Raw genomic sequence first — 18,981 nt, 5'->3', positions numbered from 1 at the left:
CGGGCTGTCACGTGCGGGTCACCGGTAGACCATGCCTCCGTCGATCAACCCGGCCTGACCTGTCATATAGTCCGCGCCGGGTCCGGCCAGGTAGGCGACGAATCCGGCGACGTCTTCCGGGGTTTCCGGCCGCCCGAGGGCGATGGTGGCCGAGAACTTCTCGAAGGTCTCCCCCTCCTTCGCGCCGGTCAACTCGGCGAACCGCTTGTCGATCTCGACCCACATATCGGTGCCGACCACGCCTGGGCAGTACGCGTTGACGGTGATGCCGTCGGCTGCGTGCTCCTTGGCCGCGGCCTGGGTGAGCGCCCGCACCGCGAACTTCGTCGCGCTGTAGGGGCCGAGCATCGCGAAACCCTCGTGCCCCGCAATACTCGAGGCATTGATGATCCGGCTGATCTTGCCGCGCTCTTTGTTACCGAGCGCGATGAACTTGGCGACGGCGGCCTGGATACCCCACAGCACACCGTCGACGTTGATGGCCCACAACCGGGAGAGCTGCTCGGGGGTCACCTCGGCGATCGGCCCGACCAGCGCGATACCGGCGTTGTTGACCATGATGTCGAATCCGCCGAGCGCTGCGGCGGCATGCTCGACGGCGGCGAACACCGCATCGCGGTCCGCGATGTCGGCGACGAATGTGGTCACCTTGGAACCGATTTCGGTAATCTCGTCGGCGACCTGGGCCAGCGCGTCCGCATGGATGTCGACCAGCGCGATATCGGCGCCCTGGCCTGCCAGTTCATGGGCGATACCGCGGCCGATGCCGCGGCCCGCGCCGGTCACCAGGGCCACCTCGCCCAGCAGCGGGGCGGGGATCGTGCGTGTCATATCTGTCTGCGTCATGGTTGCACCAGTACTTTCATCTTGGTTCCGGCATGCAGGGCCTCGAAGCCCTCGTCGATGACATCGTCGATGCCGATGGCGGTCACCCAACCGGCGGTGTCGTAGGCGCCCTCGGCCATCAGGCCGATGACGGCCTGGAAATCCGCTGCGGTGTAACACAATGAGCCCTGGATCCGGGATTCGTTCATCACCAGGTTCAGCAGCGGGGTGGTCAACGGCTTCTCGTAGATCGCGACGCTGACCATCGCCTTGCGCGCCCCGACGCATGCCAGCGCGGTCTCGACCGCCGGTGCGACACCGGCTGCGTCGTATACCGCGCCGGCGCCGCGCCCGTCGGTGTGATCGGCGATGAAGGCGGGCACGTCCAGTGCCGTCGGGTCCAGCGTGCGGGCACCGAGCGCCTCGATGGCCGAGCGGCGGGTCGCCGAGGGCTCGACGACGAAGACATCCTCGATTCCCTTGCCGCGCAGCGCGAACCAGAGGCCTATCCCGATCGGTCCGGCACCGAACACCATGGCCGTGCGGTCGGGGTCGGGATCTCCCAGCGTGGCGGCGTGATAGGCCACCGACATCGGTTCGACCAGGGCCCCGAGTTCGAGCGAAACATTGTCGGGCAACTTGTGCAGCATGTCGGTCGGCACCACCGTGTACTCGGCCATCCCGCCGTCGGACATCAGACCGTGAAATCCGATCTGGGCGCAGATGTTGTAGGTACCGGCCCGACACGGTCCGCACCGTCCGCAGCGGTAGATCGGCTCGATGGCGACCCGGTCGCCCTCGGCCCACCCGGTGACCCCGTCGCCGAGCGCGGTGATGGTCCCGGAGAACTCGTGGCCCATGACGATGGGCAGTTGCGCACCGGTCAACGGATGCGGTTCGGTCGGCACGAAGATCGGGCCCGCGTAGTACTCGTGCAGGTCGGTACCGCAGATGCCGTTGAAACCGACCTGCACCTTCACCGTTCCCGGCCCGGGGTCCGGTTCGGGAACGTCGGTGACATCCACTTTGTTGGGTCCGTAGTACACAGCTGCTTTCATGTTCACATTCCTATGTGAGCTGGCGCACAGCCGAAAGGGTTGCAGGGGGTTGCAGCCCTTGCGCCGCCGCGAGCCTCGGGTGTGAGCTGGCGCACATGACTCAGATGATTGATGCGCCCACCCCAGTCCGCTCACCGCAAGACCGGGTGGATGCCTGGCTCGCCGAATTCGAGGCCGCGCTGGCCACTCGCGATATCGATCGCACCGTGGGGTTGTTCGCCGTCGACAGCTTCTGGCGTGACCTGGTGTCCTTCACCTGGAACCTGAAGACGCTCGAGGGGCGCGAACACATCGCCGCCATGCTGACCGAACGCCTCGCCGACACCGATCCGGCGCGGTGGCGTACCCGCGAGACGCCCACCGAGGAGGACGGCGTCGTCACCGCGTTCATCGAGTTCGAGACCGCCGCCGGCCGGGGCATCGGACATCTGCGGCTTCGTGACGAGGACGGCACCGACCGCGCCTGGACGCTGCTGACCGCGCTGCAGGAGCTCAAGGGATACGAGGAACCCAAGGGAACACGTCGCGTCATGGGCGCGGTGCACGGCAGCGATCCGGATCCGCGGTCATGGGCCGAGCGCAAGGCCGCCGAGGACGCCGAGCTGGGCCGCACCGTCCAGCCGTACACGCTGGTGATCGGCGGTGGCCAGGGCGGTATCGCGCTCGGCGCGCGGCTGCGTCAACTCGGTGTTCCGGCGATCGTGGTCGACAAGCACGAGCGGCCGGGCGACCAATGGCGCAAGCGCTACAAGTCGCTGTGTCTGCACGATCCGGTCTGGTACGACCACCTTCCCTACCTGCCCTTCCCGCAGAACTGGCCGGTGTTCGCACCCAAGGACAAGATCGGCGACTGGCTGGAGTTCTACACCAGGGTCATGGAGGTGCCGTACTGGTCGAAGACGACGTGCCTGTCCGCCACCTTCGACGACGAGTCCCAGACCTGGACGGTGGAGGTCGATCGCGACGGCGAGCGGCTCACCCTGCATCCCACCCAGCTGGTGCTGGCCACCGGCATGTCCGGTAAGCCGAATGTGCCGGTGTTCCCTGGCCAGGACGAGTTCCGCGGCGATCAGCACCACTCCTCGGCGCATCCCGGTCCCGACGCCTATGTCGGCAAGAAGGCCGTGGTGATCGGCTCGAACAACTCCGCACACGATATCTGCAAGGCGCTGTTCGAGAACGGTGTCGACGTCACCATGGTGCAACGATCCTCCACGCATATCGTCAAATCGGACTCGCTGATGGAGATCGGTTTGGGCGCACTGTATTCCGAGCAGGCGCTGGCCGACGGGATGACCACCGAGAAGGCCGACCTCACATTCGCCTCCCTGCCGTACCGGATCATGCACCAGTTCCAGATCCCGCTGTACGACCAGATGCGTGAGCGCGACAAGGAGTTCTACCAGCGTCTGGAGGCGGCCGGGTTCGAATTGGACTGGGGCGACGACGGTTCCGGGTTGTTCATGAAGTACCTGCGGCGCGGGTCGGGCTACTACATCGACGTCGGCGCCTGCGATCTGGTCGCCGACGGCAGCATCAAACTCGCCCACGGCGACGTCGAGCGGCTGACGGCGGACTCGGTGATCCTCGCCGATGGCACCGAACTACCGGCCGATGTGGTGGTCTATGCCACCGGTTACGGCTCGATGAACGGCTGGGCGGCCGACCTGATCGGCCAGGATGTCGCCGACAGGGTGGGCAAGGTGTGGGGCCTGGGCAGCGAGACCACCAAGGATCCAGGCCCGTGGGAGGGCGAGCAGCGCAACATGTGGAAGCCCACCCAGCAGCCCAACCTCTGGTTCCACGGCGGCAATCTGCATCAGTCCCGGCACTATTCGCTGTACCTGGCGCTGCAGCTCAAGGCCCGCTACGAGGGGCTGCCGACGCCGGTGTACGGGCTACAGGAGGTGCACCACCTGTCCTGACCGCTCCCTTCCTCGGCGAGCTGGGGGTACCTCCCGCTTGCGGGGGAGACTAACAACCGCCGTCGACGGTGCGGGCCGGCCGGCCCGCATCGTCGACGGCGATGTCGACGATCCCGTCGGACAGCACCGCCCGGATGACACCCGGCCCGGCCCACCCGATCCCGTTGAGCGACACCATATCCGCGTTCACGCAACCCAGGTCGTACTCGCGGGACAGCAGGCCGGCGTCGGTGCGGACCCGTAGCTCCCACACCGGGTCCGGCGCCATCAAGGCGTTACCGCGCAGGACGACGAGTTCCATCCCACCGGTGGGGGCGGCCTGTCGGGAATCCACCGTCAGATCGGACTGGAACGCCGTGGCGAACCACCCGGCGAAGGCGACCGCCCCGGCGCCGAGCGCGCACACCAGCGCCCCGCCCCAGCGCACCGACGGTCTGCGCAGTCCCAGCACACAGGCCACGGCGAGCGCCGCACCACCCGCGGCCGCGAACGCCAGCGGGTGAAAAAGGTAGGGCCGCAACAGATAGAAGCGGTAGAACACGAAACCACCGACCGCGGCCGCGCACAGCAGGGCCCCGACGATGGTCAGGAGGAGGGCGGCCCGCTGCTTCTGCACGGCCGCCAATCTATCGTGACGACGTCGAGTGTGAATCCGCTGCGGCGGTTCGGCCGGCGGGCCGATGAGGTTTCACACTCGGCACAAGGGAGAAGGAACGGGCTACCAGACCCAGACCGACATATCGTCGGGCGGGTAGTTCTGGCAGACCGCGGTCGACGCCGCCACGACGCCCTTGTTGTTGAAGAAGATCTTGGCCCAGTTCGGCCAGTTCCAGGCCAGCTGCTCGTAGAAGGCGTTGGTGGCCGTGTCTTCCGAGTACTGGCGGCGGCCCGCATAGTCCATGGCGAAGAACCAGTGGATGCGGTCCTGGACGGCGCGATGCACCTCGGGGGACTTGTTGTTGTAGTCGATCATGTAACGCTCGTAGTAGACCGGATTGGTGTCGCGGGTCGCGGCCAGGATCTGCTCGGCGGTGCACGGGGTCTTGAGGATCTTGCTGGGAATCGGGTACTCGTCGGTGGCATCGGCGGAGGCGACCGGTGCCAGCGTCAGCGCCGCCGCGGCGGCCAGCGCGGCCAATGTCAGCTTCTTGATCATCGTTGTCTCCCTTACTGGGTGAGCAGGACGCGCTTGTCGGGGCAGTAGTAGTTCATCGCGGCGCCGAGGAATTGGTAGGTCTGTTGGGTGCTGGTGCCACGCGCCAATTGGTCGGAGACGAACTTCGCCGAGTCCTGGGCATTGGCATCGACACCCCGATCGAGACGTTTGCAGGCGATCTTGCCGATCCAGGCGTTGAAGTCCTTCTGCCCGTAGATGCCGTAGGTGTGCAGTTCCTTGGCGAAGTCACTGTCCGGGTCGGCCTGCGCGGGCGCCGCCAAGGCCAGCGAACCGGCCGCCAGTGCCGCGACCATCACTGCGGTGAATCTCGTCATCACCATCACGAACTCCTCACTTCTCCGGTGCACCGGCCGACACCGGTTCTGTCGGCGGCGTCGGCCACGGGGCAGGTGGCGGCCGCCGGCGGACCTGCTGGGGCCACCAGAACCACTTACCCAACAGCGCGGCGATCGAGGGTGTCATGAAGGCCCGGATCACCAGGGTGTCGAACAGCAGACCCAAACCGATCGTAGTGCCGACCTGTCCCATCACCGTCAGTTCGCTGACCGCCATCGAGATCATCGTGAAGGCGAACACCAGGCCCGCGGCCGTCACGACCGAACCGCTCCCGCCCATGGCGCGGATGATCCCGGTGTTCAGGCCGGCGTGGATCTCTTCCTTGAGCCTGGCCACCAGCAACAGGTTGTAGTCGGCGCCCACCGCGAGCAGGATGATGACCGCCATCGGCAGGACCATCCAGTGCAGCGGGATACCGATGATGTGCTGCCAGATCAGCACCGAGATCCCGAATGCCGAACCGAGCGAGATCACGACGGTTCCCACGATCACCGCGGCGGCCACCACACTGCGGGTGATGAGCAGCATGATGATGAAGATCAATGCGATCGAGGCGATCCCGGCGATGATGAGATCCCAGTTCGCGCCGTCCTGCATGTCCTTGTAGGTGGCGGCGGTACCGCCGAGGTAGATCTTCGAGCCCTCCAGCGGGGTGCCCTTGATCGCCTCCTTGGCGGCGTTCTTGATCGCGTCGATACGGGCGATTCCGGCCGGACTCAGCGGATCCCCGTCGTGGCTGATGATGAAGCGCACCGCATGCCCGTCCGGGGACAGGAAGTTCTTCATGCCGCGTTTGAAATCTTCGTTCTCGAAGGTCTCCGGCGGGAGATAGAACGAGTCGTCGTTCTGGGCGGCGTCGAAGGCCTCACCCATCGCCGACGAGTTGTCCTGCATCGCCGACATCTGGTCCTGGATGCCCTTTTGGGTCTGGTACATGGTCAGCATGTAGCGCTGCATGTTCTTCATGGTCGCGATCATCTGCGGCATGAGCGCGACCATCTGGGGCATCAGGGCGTTGAGACGCTCCATGTCCGGGATGATCTCTTCGAAGTTGTCGGTCATCACGTCGATACCGTCGAGGGTGTCGAAGATCGACCGGATCGCCCAGCAGCCCGGGATGTTGAAGCAGTGCGGTTCCCAGTAGAAGTAGTTGCGCAGCGGCCGGAAGAAATCGTCGAAATTGGCGATGTTGTCCCGCAATTCGGCGATGTCGAGCGACATGTTCTTCATCTTGGCCACCATCGACGACGTCGTCTGCGCCATCTGCACGGTGATGGAGTTCATCTTCTCCATGCTCGTGATGGTCGTCTGCATGTCATCGGCCTGCTTGAGCATGTTGGCCATCATGTCCTGCTGGTACTTCTCGTTCATCTTCTGAGTCGTACCCTGCATGCTGATCTGGAACGGGATCGAGGTGTGCTCGATCGGCGTGCCCTGTGGTCGGGTGATGGCCTGTACCCGGCCGACGCCCTCGGTGCGGAAGATGGCCTTGGCGATCTTGTCGATCACCAGGAAGTCCGCCGAGTTCCGCAGATCGTGATCGCTTTCGACAAGCAGCAGTTCCGGATTCATCCGCGCCTGCGAGAAGTGCCGCTCGGCGGCCGCGTAACCCTCCTGCGCCGGTAGATCCTTTGGCAGGTAATTGCGGTCGTTGTAGTTGGTCTCATACCCCGGCAGTGCCAGCAGCCCGACCATCGTGATGGCGATGGCGCTCACCAGGATCGGGCCGGGCCAGCGCACGATGGCCGCACCGATCTTGCGCCACCCGCGGGTACGCATGGCGCGCTTGGGCTCCAGGGTCTTGCCGAACCGTGAGGCGATGCTGACGATCGCCGGCCCCAGGGTCAGCGCGGCGAGCACCACGACGATCATGCCGATCGCCAGCGGGATCCCCAGGGTGATGAAGTACGGCATGTTCGTGAAGTGCAGGCAGAACGTCGCACCCGCGATGGTCAGACCCGATCCCATGACGACATGGGCCGTGCCGTGGAACATCGTGTAGTAGGCCGCTTCCCGGTCCTCACCCTCGGCGCGGGCCTCCTGATAACGACCGAGCAAGAAGATCGCATAGTCCGTGGACGCGGCGATCGCCAACGTCACCAGCAGGCCTGTGGCGAAGACCGACAGGCCGATGATCTCGTGGTAGCCAAGGAAGGCCACGACCCCGCGCGCGGCGAGCAGACACATCACCACCATGACGAGGGTGATGATCATGGTGACGAACGAGCGATAGATCAGCAGCAACATCACGATGATGACCAGGAACGTCAGGCCCTCGATCATCTTCAGACTGCGATCGGCCGCGATCTGCTGGTCGGCGGCCAACGCTGCGGGGCCGGTGACGAAGACCTTCAGCCCAGGCGGCGGCTGCATACCGTAGACGATGTCCTGGACCTTCTCGATGGACTCGTTGGCCAGCGCCTCACCCTGGTTGCCCGCGGTGTACACCTGCACGTAGGTGGCTTTGCCGTCGCTGCTCTGAGCGCCGGCCGCGGTAAGCGGGTCACCCCAGAAATCCTGGACATGCTGGACGTGCTCGGGATCTGCCTCGAGCTTGCCGATCATCTCCTTGTAGAAGTCGCGGTCGGCCTCATCGAGCTGACGATCGGCCTCCAGCACGATCATGATCGAACTGTCCGAGGTGAATTCGTCGAAGACGGTGCCCACACGTTTGACGGCGATCACCGACGGGGCGTTCGACGGGCTCATCGACACCGACCGCATCTGGCCGACTTCTTCGAGCTGTGGGACAGCCACGTTCAGCAGCCCGATCAGCACCGCCCAGATGATGATGATCGGCAGAGCCAGCGTCCGGATCCAGCGGGCGATACCGTCGCCGCGGTGGGCCTTCGCGACCGGGATGGCGTCGGTACGGGGTTCGCCACCGCCGTCGGTCATGGTCATGCCGACTTCACCAGGCAGTAGGTGTGCGCGCCGACGCCGTTGACGGTGCGTTCGTCCTTCACCTCGTCATCGACGGTGATCCGGCACGACAGCGTGCTGCCGTCACCTTGGCCAGAGATCGTCGGGAACACCGACGGCGCGGTGGTGCTCAGCGTGATCTCCCAGGGCAGCGTGACGTTGTCCGCGCGTACCGGCTTGGCGTCCAGGTCCATGTAGTTGACGTTGGCTGTCGCGCCGGGCTCACCCCAGACCTCGTACTTGACGACCTTGGGATCGAACGGCTCGGTGTCGTCGGCGGCACTGTTCTCGGTGGACACATATCCCGGACCGGTCCCGAAGAACGTCCGCACCCGCATCACCGTGAACGTACTGACGAACACGACCGCAAGGATCACCAGCGGGATCCAGATCTTCTTCAGCACGTTCACTGCTGAGATGCCATTCGCTCTGTGACCTTTCATACCGCGTGGGGCCCACGCCCGGACGCCGGTCAGAGTAGCCTTGTCCGACTGCGGTCAGGTTAGCCATGCGGCTAAGCTTCTACAAGTCGCACGGCTAGAAAATGTGACGAGCGCTACTCATCTGCCGCAACGCTGGAAGCGACATGCCAGAGTGTCCGGGAAAGGAGGAGGTGCCCAGTGGCCAAGCCGGTGTCGCAGCGCGGGTTCGCGCGCGAGCGGGTCATCGAGGCCGCGCTGCACCTCTTCGCCGAGCGGGGCGTCAACGGCACCTCGCTGCAGATGATCGCCGATCACCTCGGTGTCCGGAAAGCCGCGATCTATTACCAGTTCCAGACCAAGGACGACATCGTGCTGGCAGTGGTGCGCCCGGTGTTCGACGATATGGAGCGCCTGGTCCGCATCGCCGAGTCGATCTCCTCGGCGGATTCCCGGCGCGACGCCGCGATCAGTGGATTCGTCGAACTCGCCGTCCGGCACCGCCGCATCGGGTCGATGTTCTACGGCGACCCGGCCGTGTTGACGCTGGTGCAGTCGCATCGTGAGTTCGAGGAGATCACCGACAGTCTGCGCGAGTTGCTGATCGGTACCACCCATGACGCCGAAACCCGGGTGACCATCGGGATGATCACCTCCGGCATCTTCGGCAGCACGGCAGAGCCGCGCCTGCAGGACATCGCCGACGCGGACCTGCACCGGATCCTGCTGGACTGTGCGCAGCGGATGCTGCAGTCGTCACGACCCGCCGAAAATCTCACCTAGCTGTCCGCCGACCTCTGCGGGTCCCGGCGGCGGCAGCGGGGTGGTCACCGTGACCGTCGTCGTAGGCCGGGTGGTCGCCGTGGTGGTGGGGGCCGACGACGTCGATGTGGAGGACGTCGGGGCGGACGATGTCGACGTGGATGTCGTGGACGTGGAAGACGAGCTTCCCGAGGTGCCGGGTTCGTGCACGTCGGTCAGTGGCTCTGCCCGGATGACATCGTCGCCGATGCTGAACACCAACGATTCCGGCGTCACGGTGTAGGACTGTCCCTCGTTGAAGGCCACGTATCCGGTGCCGGAGCGGGTGGCCGAGAGCACCAGTCGGGCACCGTCGCGCACCCGGACGCCGCGGTATTCGAAGCCACCGTCGGGCTCTGCGCAGATGGCCACCCGGGAGGTCTCGGTGGCCCCGAAGATCACCGCGGTGTCGGGGGACGCGCAGCGGGCGAACGAACCGAGGTAACCCTGGTCGTCGGATTCGGGGGCCGCGCCGGCCGGACCGGAGAACACCAGCAGCGCGGCACCGGCCACCGCGGCGGCGGCGGCGGACAGTCGGATAGCGGGCGTGGCGGACATCGACTCCAGCTGACCATGCACGGGTGTGTTTCGGCCACCCGACGCGCCGTCGGTGGACGTAATTGACGGCCAACAGCCGGTGGTCACCCGGGTCCGGCGGTCCGCTACTGCTCGCCGTACTCGTCGAACCAGTGGGCCAGCTTGCCCCGGCGGGAGACGGCGCGCAGCCGGGCCTCGGCGGCGGCCCGCATCCTTGCGGTGGTGACGATCAGCAGTTCGTCACCCGTGGCGATGCGGGTGTCCGGAAGTGGGACAAAGGTGTTGCCGTCCCTGATGATCAGGGTGATCACGGCCGGATCGGGCAACCGCAGCTCAAGAATGCTGACATTGTGCAGACGTGACGGTGACTGCACCGTCATCGTCAACAGCTCCGCATCCAGAACGTCCAGCGGCGCCGCCTCGACCTGGATCTCGCGGGTGGCGCCGGAATCGGTGAGCCCCAGCAGCCGAGCGACCAGGTGCAGGCTGGGCGCCTGGATCAGGGTGAAGATCACCACCAGGACGAACACGATGTTCAGCAGCCGCGAGCTGCCGGAGACGCCGGCGACGATCGGGAAGGTCGCCAGGACGATCGGCACCGCGCCGCGCAACCCCGCCCAGGACAGGAAGAGCTGCTCGCGCAGCGGGATTCCGAAGCCCACCAGTGACGCCGCCACCGAGACCGGGCGGGCCACCAACAGCAGGATCAGACCGGTCACGATCGCCGGCAGCAGGTCCCGGCCCAACTCGCTGGGGTCGACCAGCAGACCCAGCAGTACGAACAACCCGATCTGGGCCAGCCAGCCAAGACCCTCGGCGAAGGACCTCGTCGTCGACCGGTGCGGGAGCCCGGAATTGGCCAGCACGACCGCGGCCAGGTAGGCGGCCAGGAAACCGCTGGCGTGCACGCTGCCTGCGGCGGCGAAGGCCACCACACCCAATCCGAAGGTGGCGATCGGGTACAGCCCGGACGCCGGCAACGCCATCCGGCGCAGTGTCACCGCGCCGACGAAGCCGGTGGCGAGCCCGATCGCCGCGCCCGCGACAAGTTCGAAGACGATCTCCCACAGGGTGCCGCCCGGTTCGAAAACGAACGGCACGACGCTGAACATCAGCACCAGGATGACCGCGGGGGCGTCGTTGAATCCGGACTCGGCCTCCAGCAGCCCGGCCAGCCTGCGGGGCAGCGGTAGCACCCGCAGTACCGAGAACACCGCGGCCGCATCGGTGGAGGACACGATCGCCCCGAGCAGCAGTGCCAGCTGCCAATCGAAGCCGAGCAGGAAGTGGGCTCCGGCCGCCGTGAGCGCGGTGCTGACGACAACCCCGACCGTGGCCAGCGCTGCGGCGGGTGCCAACACCTTTCGGATATCGGCGAATCGGGTGGTCAAGCCGCCCTCGACCAGGATGACCGCCAAGGCCGCGGTGCAGATATTGCGCGCGGCTTCGACGCTGTCGAACTCCAGGCCGAGCCCGTCCTCGCCGAGTACCACGCCCACCAGCAGGAAGAACAGCAGGGCCGGGAAACCGACCCGGGTGGCCACCCGGGTGCCGACGATGCTGGCCAGCAGCACCAGACCGCCGATGAGCAGCGCCAGGTACAGCTCGTGCAGCGTCATTTCACCCCCGCCCCCTTACCGCGATAAGTCAAACTAGCGGGGTGGCAGTGCGCAAGATGCGGATCGGGGTGGCCGGCGCGGGCAACGTCGGCAGATCCGTGGCGGGCGAGCTCGCCGGTTACGGCCACAAGGTGCTGTTGATCGAACGGGAGCGACGCCGATTCGAACCGGATTCGGTGCCTGCCGCGGACTGGCTGCTCGGGGACTCCTGTGAGCTGTCCACGCTGGAGGAGGCCGGTGTCCACTCCTGCGATGTGGTGATCGCCGCGACCGGTGACGACAAGGCCAACCTCGTCATCGGATTGCTGACCAAGACGGAGTTCGGCGTGCCCCGGGTGGTGGCCAGGATCAACGATGTCGACAATCAGTGGCTCTTCGGTCCCGCATGGGGTGTCGATGTCGCGGTATCGACGCCCGGCGCCCTGGTCGCCGCCGTCGAGGGCGCCATCGACGTGGGACACCTCGTCCGCCTGATGGGCCTGCGCGAGGGCCGCGCGGCGCTGACGAAAATCACACTGCCCCAGCTCGATCCGCTGGTCGGACGTCGAGTCGACCAGTTCGATCTGCCGGCCAACACCGCACTCGTGACACTGGTGCGCGCCGGCACCGTGCTGGTACCCCGGCCCGACGACGTGTTCGCCGCGGGCGATGAGTTGTTGTTGATCGCCGACAGCGCGCTGACCTGGCCCGGTGACAGCCAGACGATGCGCCTGCCCACCTGAACCGGAACAACCCCCAGCCCCGCCGTCGTGGCCCCGTCCGGCAGGCTGGTGGTCGACATGACTACACCTCCCCTTTCGCCCGACCCGGATGCCGACCCAGACGCACTGTTCACCGCTTTCGGCGAGTGGGCGGCGGCCAACGGCACCCAGCTCTATCCAGCGCAGGAGGAGGCGCTGATCGAGCTGGTCTCCGGGAGCAACGTGGTGTTGGCGACGCCGACCGGATCGGGTAAGTCATTGGTGGCCACCGGTGCCATCTACGCCGCGTTGGCCGGCGACCGGGTCAGTTTCTACACCGCCCCGATCAAGGCCCTGGTCAGTGAGAAGTTCTTCGCCCTGTGCGAGGTGTTCGGGGCAGACAATGTCGGCATGCTGACCGGGGACGCGGCGGTCAACGCCGATGCCCCGATCATCGCCTGCACCGCGGAGATCCTGGCCAATGTCGCCCTGCGGGAGGGCGCCGCTGCCGATATCGGTCTGGTGGTGATGGACGAGTTCCATTTCTACGGTGACCCCGACCGCGGCTGGGCCTGGCAGGTCCCGCTCCTGGAATTGCCGAGGGCCCAGTTCCTGCTCATGTCGGCCACCCTCGGCGATGTCACGTTCCTGCGCGAGGACCTCACCCGCCGCACCGGTCGACCCACCGCGCTCGTCACCGGCGCCGAGCGTCCGGTGCCGCTGTTCTACTCCTACGCCACCACGCCGATGCACGAGACGATCGGCGAGCTGCTGGACACCCGGCAGTCACCGATCTACGTGGTGCACTTCACCCAAGCCTCGGCGCTGGAACGGGCGCAGGCACTGATGAGCGTCAATGTATCCAGCAAGCAGGAGAAGGCCGCCATCGCCGAACACATCGGCGCCTTCCGGTTCTCCACGTCGTTCGGGTCGACACTATCGCGGCTGGTGCGCCACGGTATCGGCGTCCATCACGCAGGCATGTTGCCGAAATACCGACGGCTGGTCGAACAACTCGCCCAGGCGGGTCTGTTGAAGGTGATCTGCGGCACCGACACCCTCGGTGTCGGGATCAATGTGCCCATCCGCACCGTGGTGTTCTCGGCACTGTCGAAATACGACGGCACCCGGACCCGGTTGCTCAACGCCCGCGAGTTCCACCAGATCGCAGGTCGCGCCGGACGCGCCGGATTCGACACCGTCGGCAATGTGGTCGTGCAGGCGCCCGAGCACGAGGTGGAGAACCTGAAGCAGTTCGCCAAGGTCGCCGATGATCCCAAGAAGCGACGAAAGCTGGTGCGGCGCAAGGTTCCCGAGGGGATGGTGCCATGGAGCGAGAAAACCATGACCCGACTCGTCGAGGCCAGCCCCGAGGCGCTCACCAGCAGCATGCGGGTCTCGACGGCCATGGTGCTGGATATCGTCGACCGGCCCGGTGATCCATTCACCGCGATGCGCCGGTTGCTGACCGACAATCACGAACCGCGCAAGCGGCAGCTCAAACTGATCCGCGAGACGCTGGGCATCGCCCGTTCCCTGCTACAGGCCGGTATCGTGCAGCGTCTCGACACCCCGGAGCCCGACGGACGACGCTACCGGCTGACAGTCGATCTACCGGCCGACTTCGCACTGAACCAGCCGCTGTCCACCTTCGCTCTCGCCGCGGTGGGCGTATTGGACGCAAAGGCCGAAACCTATGCCCTGGATGTGGTTTCGGTGATCGAGGCGACACTGGAGGATCCTCGCCAGATCCTGGCCGCACAGCTGAAGAAGGCCAGGGGCGAGGCGGTCGCGGCCATGAAGGCCGAGGGCATCGAGTACGACGAGCGTATCGAACTGCTCGATGAGATCAGCTATCCGAAGCCGCTGGCCGACTTGTTGGAGCACACCTTCGCGGTGTATCTGCAGACCAATCCATGGGCCGCCGACGGGGCGCTGTCGCCCAAGTCCGTGGTCCGCGAGATGTGGGAAAAGGCCATGACGTTCCGGGAGTACGTCAGCCAGTACGGGCTCACCCGTTCCGAGGGTGCGGTGTTGCGTTACCTGTCGGATGCGTTCAAGGCGCTGCGCTCGGGAGTGCCGACGGCGGCGCGCACCGAAGAGGTCAACGATATCGTCGAGTGGCTCGGTGAGCTTGTCCGCCAGGTCGATTCGAGCCTCCTGGACGAGTGGGAGCAGCTGACCAGCCCCGAACTACCCCATGACGTCCCGGTGGCGGTACCGGCGCGGCCGCGGCCGCTGACCGGCAACGACCGCGCCTTCACCGCCATGGTGCGCAATGCCCTCTTCCGCCGGGTGGAGCTTTTCGCGCGGCGGAACTGGACCGAACTGGGTGAACTCGATTCCGGCTCCGGATGGAACGCCCAGCGTTGGGCGGAGGCCGGCGCGGACTACTTCGACGAACACGACGATATCGGCATCGGTCCGGACGCACGCGGACCCGCCATGGTGATCATCGATCGCCAACCCGGCCGATGGGAGGTGCGCCAGATCATCGACGATCCTGCACGCGAACATGATTGGGCGATCATTGCCGAGATCGACCTGGCTGCGTCCGACGAGGAGGGTGCAGCGGTGGTCCGCCTGATCAGCGTGGGGACGGACTAGCCGCCGGAGCTCACGGAGATCCGGTGAGGCTGCGCAGCGTGTCGATCTCCCGCGGTCGGTATGGCCGACCGACGTCGAATATCAGATCGTGGAACCACTCCCGTGGTGGGTCGAGATAGGGTTTGTCCCAGGAGTCCCAGGGCAGGTAGGTCTGCGTCTTACCCGCCACCAGCCCCCAGGTGTATGCGCCGACGTGGCGCCGCTTCGCCACCGGCAGCACGCCCTCGATGGTGCTGCCTTCGGTGCGCGCAAGGTATTCGGTACACATCATCGGTCTGCCCCATGGCTGGAGTTCCTCGATTCGCCTCTCGAAGCCGGCAGGGTTGTCATAACTGTGGAAACTCAGCACATCGGCGAGATCGAGTTGAATGGACGCCATTTCGCTACGCCGGGCGGCGTCACGCCATTCGCCTTCCCAGACGCCGGTGGTCAGCGGTTGGACCGGATCCACCGTGCGGGCCCAGCGAAACACCTGCGGCAGCAGCTCGGCCACCAGTTCCGGCTTGTCCTTGCGTTCGGTCTTCGCATAGACCGCGGCGGGATTGTCCGGCTCATTCCACAGATCCCAGCCCAGCACCCGATCGTCGTTGCGGAACTGGCTGATCACTCGGATGACGTACTCCTGCAAAACCTGCCGGTAGCGCCGGTCGTCGAGGCGTTCAGCACCGGGGCTCTGCACCCAACCGGAGTTGTGCACCCCGCGGACGGGGGCGCGTTGCGTCCCGCTGCGCGGCAGCGGATCCCAACACGAATCGAAAAGAACCAACAGCGGCCGAATTCTGTGCTTTGCGGCGATATCGACGAATTGACCGAGGCGACGGTGAAATCCGACCCGATCCTGCGTCCACAGCTGATCGTGCAGGAATACCCGCACCGTGTTCAATCCGATCGAGCGGGCCATCCGCAGCTCGTTGTCGATGCGCGCCGGATCGAAGGTCTTTGCCTGGAACATCTCCAGCTGGTTGATGGCATTCGAGGTGATGTAGTTGGCGCCGACCAACCAACCCTGTGCGCGAAACCACCGGTGCGCACGATCGGTCGACCATCGGCCCGCCATTGCCGCCGAGGCGGTGGGCGTCGCCGACAGGGCCGCGGCCGCAGGTGCCGCGAGCAACGGAACCTTGAGGAGTGTTCTGCGGCGCACCGTTCGATCTGACCGAATCCCGTTGGTGTGTCTCAGATCACGTACCAAGTTGTCGTCCTTCGATTTCGCAGTGGTCATCGATCCCCCGGACAGCCGTACCGTACCCACATCGGCACCGGCGTACACAAATCGGCCCGGCGCTGGGTGCGCCGGGCCGATGTGTTGTCACTACTCAGGGCGTGAGAATCACCTTCACCGCGCCGTCGGCCTTGCGCTGGAAGATGTCATAGGCATGCGGCGCCTGATCGAGTGGCAGCACGTGGGTGGCGAAGGTGTCGACGCCGAGCGGGTCCTCGTCGTCGAGCAGCGGCATGATGTCGTCCACCCATTTCTTGACATTGGCCTGGCCCATCCGAAGCTGGACCTGCTTGTCGAACAACGTCAGCATCGGCATCGGGTCGGCCATGCCGCCGTACACACCGATCAGCGATATCGTGCCGCCGCGGCGGACGATGTCGATCGCGGAAAACAGCGCGTCCAGCCGATCGACGCCCGCCTTCTCCAGCAGCGGCTTGGCCAAAGCATCCGGTAGCAGCCCGCTGACCTGTTGTGCCACTTTGGCTATCGGCGAACCGTGCGCTTCCATACCGACGGCGTCGATCACCGAGTCGGTGCCGCGACCACCGGTGAGCTCCCGGATGGCTTCACCCAGATCCGGGTTCTGTTCGAGGTCGAGAGTCCGCAGCCCACGCTGTTGGGCACGCGCGAGACGTTCGGGCACCCGATCCACCGCGATGACGTCGTAACCCAGGTGGGCTGCGATCCGGGCAGCCATGTCTCCGATGGGCCCCAGGCCGAGCACCGTCACCGAACCACCCTCAGGGATGCCCGCATAGGCCACCGCCTGCCAGGCGGTCGGCAGGACGTCGGACAAATACACGAACCGCGAATCCGGCGGCCCCTCGGGCACCTTGATGTGGGTGAACTGTGCCTGCGGCACTCTCAGCAGTTCGGCCTGACCACCCGGTACCTGCCCGTAGAGCTCCGAGTACCCGAATAGTGCCGCCCCCATGCCGTGCTCGCGTACCTGAGTTGTCTCGCACTGTGTATAGAGGTCCAGATCGCACATGTAGCAGGAGCCGCACGAGATCTGGAACGGCACCACCACCCGGTCGCCGACCTTGAGATTGGGGACATCGGCGCCGACCTCCCGCACGATCCCCATCGGCTCGTGGCCGAGGATGTCACCCGGATTCATGAAGGCGCCCAACACCTCGTAGAGGTGCAGATCGGAGCCGCAGATATTGGTGGAGGTGACCTCGATTATCGCATCGGTCGGCTGTTCGATCTTCGGGTCGGGTACCTGTTCGACCCGAACATCGCGTTTTCCTTGCCAGGTGACAGCTTTCATGCAGCAGGCGATACCCGGGAGCCACCGCCCGAAACGGGTCAGGTCTCAAGAATGCCCTTGTGCTGTCAGGCCTCGGGTGGCCGGACCCTCAAGTAGGGTTCCATCCGGCGCGAATCGGGATCCGTGCAGGGGGCATTCCCATGCGCAGTCGGCGTCGTTCCAGGACACGATGCCGCCGAGGTGCGGGCACACCGGCGACACCGTTCGCCGAATCCCGTCGACGACACTGTCGGCGTGCAGGCGCCATGGCGGTCCGGACACCACGCCGTGGCCCTCGTCGGGCTCGGCATGCCGGGTAACGGGTTCGACCCACCCCTTGGCCAGGTGATAGCCCACCGAGAGGTTGTGCTTCAGCGCGGTCGACAGTCCGGTCAGTTCGTGTGGGCTCCATGCGGCGAAAGCGCCGGCCCACGGCATGTGCCCACCGAGAATCTGTCCGGACAGTGCAAGTGCCGCAGCGATCCCGTTCGTCATACCCCATTTGTCGAATCCGGTGGCGACCCATATATGCCGGGTGCCGGGAAGAATCGGTCCCGCATAGGGCAATTCGTCGATCGGCGAATAGTCCTGTGCAGACCAATAGTGGGTCTGCACGGCACCCGGGAAATGCTGTTTGGCCCAGTGCACCAGCTCGCTCACCCCACCGGCCGCGTCCCGGGCCCTGCCGACAGTGTGGCTACCGCCGCCGACGATGAGCAGATCTCCTCCCGGGGTCGGGGCATAGCGCACCGATCGGGACGGCGAGTCCGTGGACAGGAACATGGGGCGAGTGATGTCACCGGGCACGTCGAAAGCGACACAATAGGATCGATGCGGACTGACCTTTGCGAAGAAGCCACCGCGGTCCAGGATCGGAACGCCGGTCGCCAGGATGCAGTGCGCAGCGGTCACCATCGAGGATTCACCTGCGCGGTCGATGCGCAGCCGGACCGGTGTGCCCACCGACACCGATCGCACCCGCGCGCCCTGAACCAGCGTGCCACCGTGCTGCTCGAGCTCGACGACGAAGCTGTCCAGCAGCGGGATGGGATCGATCTGGGCCTGCTCCGGCAGCCGCACCCCACCGGCGAACGGGAAGGGCACATCGGCAGAGTCCACCCATTCGGCCGGTAGTCCGGCGGCTCGGCAGGCAGCGAGTTCGGCTCGGGCCGAGTCGATTCCGGCTTCGAACTGAGCGTAGGTGTAGGCGTCCTCGCGCTGCACGCTGAGCCCGTGGGCGTCCATGTAGTGCAGTAGCCAGTCGCGTCCCTCGGTGTTGCCCTCGACATAGTCGCGCAGCACCCGGTCGTCGTGTTGGGACCTGATCCTGGACAGCTTGGTGCCCTGCAGCAGGCTGACCTTGCCGGTGGTGTTCCCGGTGGTGGCGGCCCCGACGTGGCGGGCTTCGAGCACCACCACCTTCTTGCCTGCCCGCGCCAACAACAGCGCGGTGGTCAGGCCGGTGATACCGGCGCCGACCACCGCGACGTCGAATGTGTCATCTTTCAGCGGGACGTTCGGATCAACGGCTTCGACGCGGCCGTCCAACCATAGCGATGTCATCGGGCCGCGATACCCGAAGACGCGAGACGCAAACGGCG

16 protein-coding genes are annotated in these 18,981 nt (G+C 65.8%); 4 read left to right on the top strand and 12 right to left on the bottom strand.

The features are described 5' to 3' along the window. Positions 1 to 18 precede the first annotated feature (18 nt). Both IC40_RS0107250 and IC40_RS0107245 read right to left on the bottom strand, forming a co-directional pair. Complete coding sequence (locus tag IC40_RS0107250; protein WP_030134073.1) at positions 19 to 831, bottom strand: acetoin reductase; 813 nt, start codon at positions 829 to 831, stop codon at positions 19 to 21. An 11-nt stretch (positions 832 to 842) separates the two neighbouring features. Continuing rightward, positions 843 to 1,883 carry a 2,3-butanediol dehydrogenase gene (locus IC40_RS0107245; RefSeq protein ID WP_030134072.1) on the bottom strand — a complete coding sequence of 347 codons (1,041 nt, stop codon included), beginning with the start codon at positions 1,881 to 1,883 and terminating at the stop codon, positions 843 to 845. A 95-nt stretch (positions 1,884 to 1,978) separates the two neighbouring features. Here IC40_RS0107245 and IC40_RS0107240 point away from each other — a divergent pair, with 95 nt between their 5' ends. Then, the gene (locus IC40_RS0107240) at positions 1,979 to 3,808 is read left to right on the top strand and encodes an NAD(P)/FAD-dependent oxidoreductase (protein WP_030134071.1); all 1,830 of its coding nucleotides are present in this window, start codon (positions 1,979 to 1,981) and stop codon (positions 3,806 to 3,808) included. A gap of 49 nt (positions 3,809 to 3,857) precedes the next feature. On the opposite strand, the gene IC40_RS0107235 is transcribed toward IC40_RS0107240, so the two are convergent. The 5 genes from IC40_RS0107235 to IC40_RS0107215 all read right to left on the bottom strand — a co-directional run bounded on the left by IC40_RS0107235 (position 3,858) and on the right by IC40_RS0107215 (position 8,686). After that, positions 3,858 to 4,424 carry a hypothetical protein gene (locus IC40_RS0107235; RefSeq protein WP_030134070.1) on the bottom strand — a complete coding sequence of 189 codons (567 nt, stop codon included), beginning with the start codon at positions 4,422 to 4,424 and terminating at the stop codon, positions 3,858 to 3,860. Between the two features lie 102 nt (positions 4,425 to 4,526). Beyond that, on the bottom strand, positions 4,527 to 4,964 hold the full coding sequence (locus tag IC40_RS0107230; RefSeq protein WP_030134069.1) for a DUF5078 domain-containing protein: 438 nt from the start codon (positions 4,962 to 4,964) through the stop codon (positions 4,527 to 4,529). Between the two features lie 11 nt (positions 4,965 to 4,975). After that, a complete protein-coding gene (locus tag IC40_RS0107225; RefSeq protein ID WP_030134068.1) occupies positions 4,976 to 5,305 on the bottom strand; it encodes a DUF732 domain-containing protein in 330 nt (109 codons plus the stop codon). Positions 5,306 to 5,315: 10 nt separating this feature from the next. Further along, a complete protein-coding gene (locus IC40_RS0107220; RefSeq protein ID WP_030134067.1) occupies positions 5,316 to 8,219 on the bottom strand; it encodes an MMPL/RND family transporter in 2,904 nt (967 codons plus the stop codon). A gap of 2 nt (positions 8,220 to 8,221) precedes the next feature. Next, the gene (locus IC40_RS0107215) at positions 8,222 to 8,686 is read right to left on the bottom strand and encodes an MmpS family transport accessory protein (RefSeq protein WP_036464244.1); all 465 of its coding nucleotides are present in this window, start codon (positions 8,684 to 8,686) and stop codon (positions 8,222 to 8,224) included. A 177-nt stretch (positions 8,687 to 8,863) separates the two neighbouring features. On the opposite strand from IC40_RS0107215, the gene IC40_RS0107210 reads away from it, so the two are divergent. Beyond that, positions 8,864 to 9,445 (top strand): TetR/AcrR family transcriptional regulator, encoded by a 582-nt coding sequence (locus tag IC40_RS0107210; RefSeq protein ID WP_030134065.1) that lies wholly within the window; start codon positions 8,864 to 8,866, stop codon positions 9,443 to 9,445. Here the strand turns inward: IC40_RS0107210 and IC40_RS0107205 are convergent. Together IC40_RS0107205 and IC40_RS0107200 are read right to left on the bottom strand one after the other, a co-directional pair. Then, a complete protein-coding gene (locus IC40_RS0107205; protein WP_036469564.1) occupies positions 9,419 to 10,021 on the bottom strand; it encodes a hypothetical protein in 603 nt (200 codons plus the stop codon). The genes IC40_RS0107210 and IC40_RS0107205 overlap by 27 nt on opposite strands. A 104-nt stretch (positions 10,022 to 10,125) precedes the next feature. Next, the gene (locus IC40_RS0107200; protein ID WP_030134063.1) at positions 10,126 to 11,619 is read right to left on the bottom strand and encodes a potassium/proton antiporter; all 1,494 of its coding nucleotides are present in this window, start codon (positions 11,617 to 11,619) and stop codon (positions 10,126 to 10,128) included. A 56-nt stretch (positions 11,620 to 11,675) separates the two neighbouring features. Here IC40_RS0107200 and IC40_RS0107195 point away from each other — a divergent pair, with 56 nt between their 5' ends. Continuing rightward, the gene (locus IC40_RS0107195) at positions 11,676 to 12,341 is read left to right on the top strand and encodes a potassium channel family protein (RefSeq protein ID WP_030134062.1); all 666 of its coding nucleotides are present in this window, start codon (positions 11,676 to 11,678) and stop codon (positions 12,339 to 12,341) included. Between the two features lie 57 nt (positions 12,342 to 12,398). After that, a complete protein-coding gene (locus tag IC40_RS0107190) occupies positions 12,399 to 14,906 on the top strand; it encodes a DEAD/DEAH box helicase (protein ID WP_030134061.1) in 2,508 nt (835 codons plus the stop codon). A 10-nt stretch (positions 14,907 to 14,916) separates the two neighbouring features. Here the strand turns inward: IC40_RS0107190 and IC40_RS0107185 are convergent, their stop codons facing one another. The 3 genes from IC40_RS0107185 to IC40_RS0107175 form a co-directional block, all read right to left on the bottom strand. Next, positions 14,917 to 16,050 carry a glycoside hydrolase 5 family protein gene (locus tag IC40_RS0107185; RefSeq protein ID WP_030134060.1) on the bottom strand — a complete coding sequence of 378 codons (1,134 nt, stop codon included), beginning with the start codon at positions 16,048 to 16,050 and terminating at the stop codon, positions 14,917 to 14,919. Positions 16,051 to 16,222: 172 nt separating this feature from the next. Beyond that, positions 16,223 to 17,401: a zinc-dependent alcohol dehydrogenase gene (locus IC40_RS0107180; RefSeq protein ID WP_030134059.1), complete on the bottom strand. Its 1,179-nt coding sequence runs from the start codon at positions 17,399 to 17,401 to the stop codon at positions 16,223 to 16,225. A 45-nt stretch (positions 17,402 to 17,446) separates the two neighbouring features. Further along, positions 17,447 to 18,943 carry an FAD-dependent oxidoreductase gene (locus IC40_RS0107175; RefSeq protein WP_030134058.1) on the bottom strand — a complete coding sequence of 499 codons (1,497 nt, stop codon included), beginning with the start codon at positions 18,941 to 18,943 and terminating at the stop codon, positions 17,447 to 17,449. Between the last annotated feature and the right edge of the window lie 38 nt (positions 18,944 to 18,981).

It is taken from the genome of Mycolicibacterium neoaurum ATCC 25795, assembly GCF_000691525.1.
Lineage (GTDB): Bacteria > Actinomycetota > Actinomycetes > Mycobacteriales > Mycobacteriaceae > Mycobacterium > Mycobacterium neoaurum.
The sequence above is the reverse complement of the archived record's forward strand: the minus strand, read 5'-3'. Positions and strand labels throughout refer to the sequence as shown.

Coding starts and splice junctions, on each gene's coding strand:
- IC40_RS0107225 (WP_030134068.1), bottom strand. CDS start 5,305: ATGGTGATGACGAGATTCACCGCAGTGATGGTCGCGGCACTGGCGGCC.
- IC40_RS0107230 (WP_030134069.1), bottom strand. CDS start 4,964: ATGATCAAGAAGCTGACATTGGCCGCGCTGGCCGCCGCGGCGGCGCTG.
- IC40_RS0107190 (WP_030134061.1), top strand. CDS start 12,399: ATGACTACACCTCCCCTTTCGCCCGACCCGGATGCCGACCCAGACGCA.
- IC40_RS0107240 (WP_030134071.1), top strand. CDS start 1,979: ATGACTCAGATGATTGATGCGCCCACCCCAGTCCGCTCACCGCAAGAC.
- IC40_RS0107180 (WP_030134059.1), bottom strand. CDS start 17,401: ATGAAAGCTGTCACCTGGCAAGGAAAACGCGATGTTCGGGTCGAACAG.
- IC40_RS0107195 (WP_030134062.1), top strand. CDS start 11,676: ATGCGGATCGGGGTGGCCGGCGCGGGCAACGTCGGCAGATCCGTGGCG.
- IC40_RS0107250 (WP_030134073.1), bottom strand. CDS start 831: ATGACACGCACGATCCCCGCCCCGCTGCTGGGCGAGGTGGCCCTGGTG.
- IC40_RS0107200 (WP_030134063.1), bottom strand. CDS start 11,619: ATGACGCTGCACGAGCTGTACCTGGCGCTGCTCATCGGCGGTCTGGTG.
- IC40_RS0107245 (WP_030134072.1), bottom strand. CDS start 1,883: ATGAAAGCAGCTGTGTACTACGGACCCAACAAAGTGGATGTCACCGAC.
- IC40_RS0107175 (WP_030134058.1), bottom strand. CDS start 18,943: ATGACATCGCTATGGTTGGACGGCCGCGTCGAAGCCGTTGATCCGAAC.
- IC40_RS0107215 (WP_036464244.1), bottom strand. CDS start 8,686: ATGAAAGGTCACAGAGCGAATGGCATCTCAGCAGTGAACGTGCTGAAG.
- IC40_RS0107205 (WP_036469564.1), bottom strand. CDS start 10,021: ATGTCCGCCACGCCCGCTATCCGACTGTCCGCCGCCGCCGCCGCGGTG.
- IC40_RS0107220 (WP_030134067.1), bottom strand. CDS start 8,219: ATGACCGACGGCGGTGGCGAACCCCGTACCGACGCCATCCCGGTCGCG.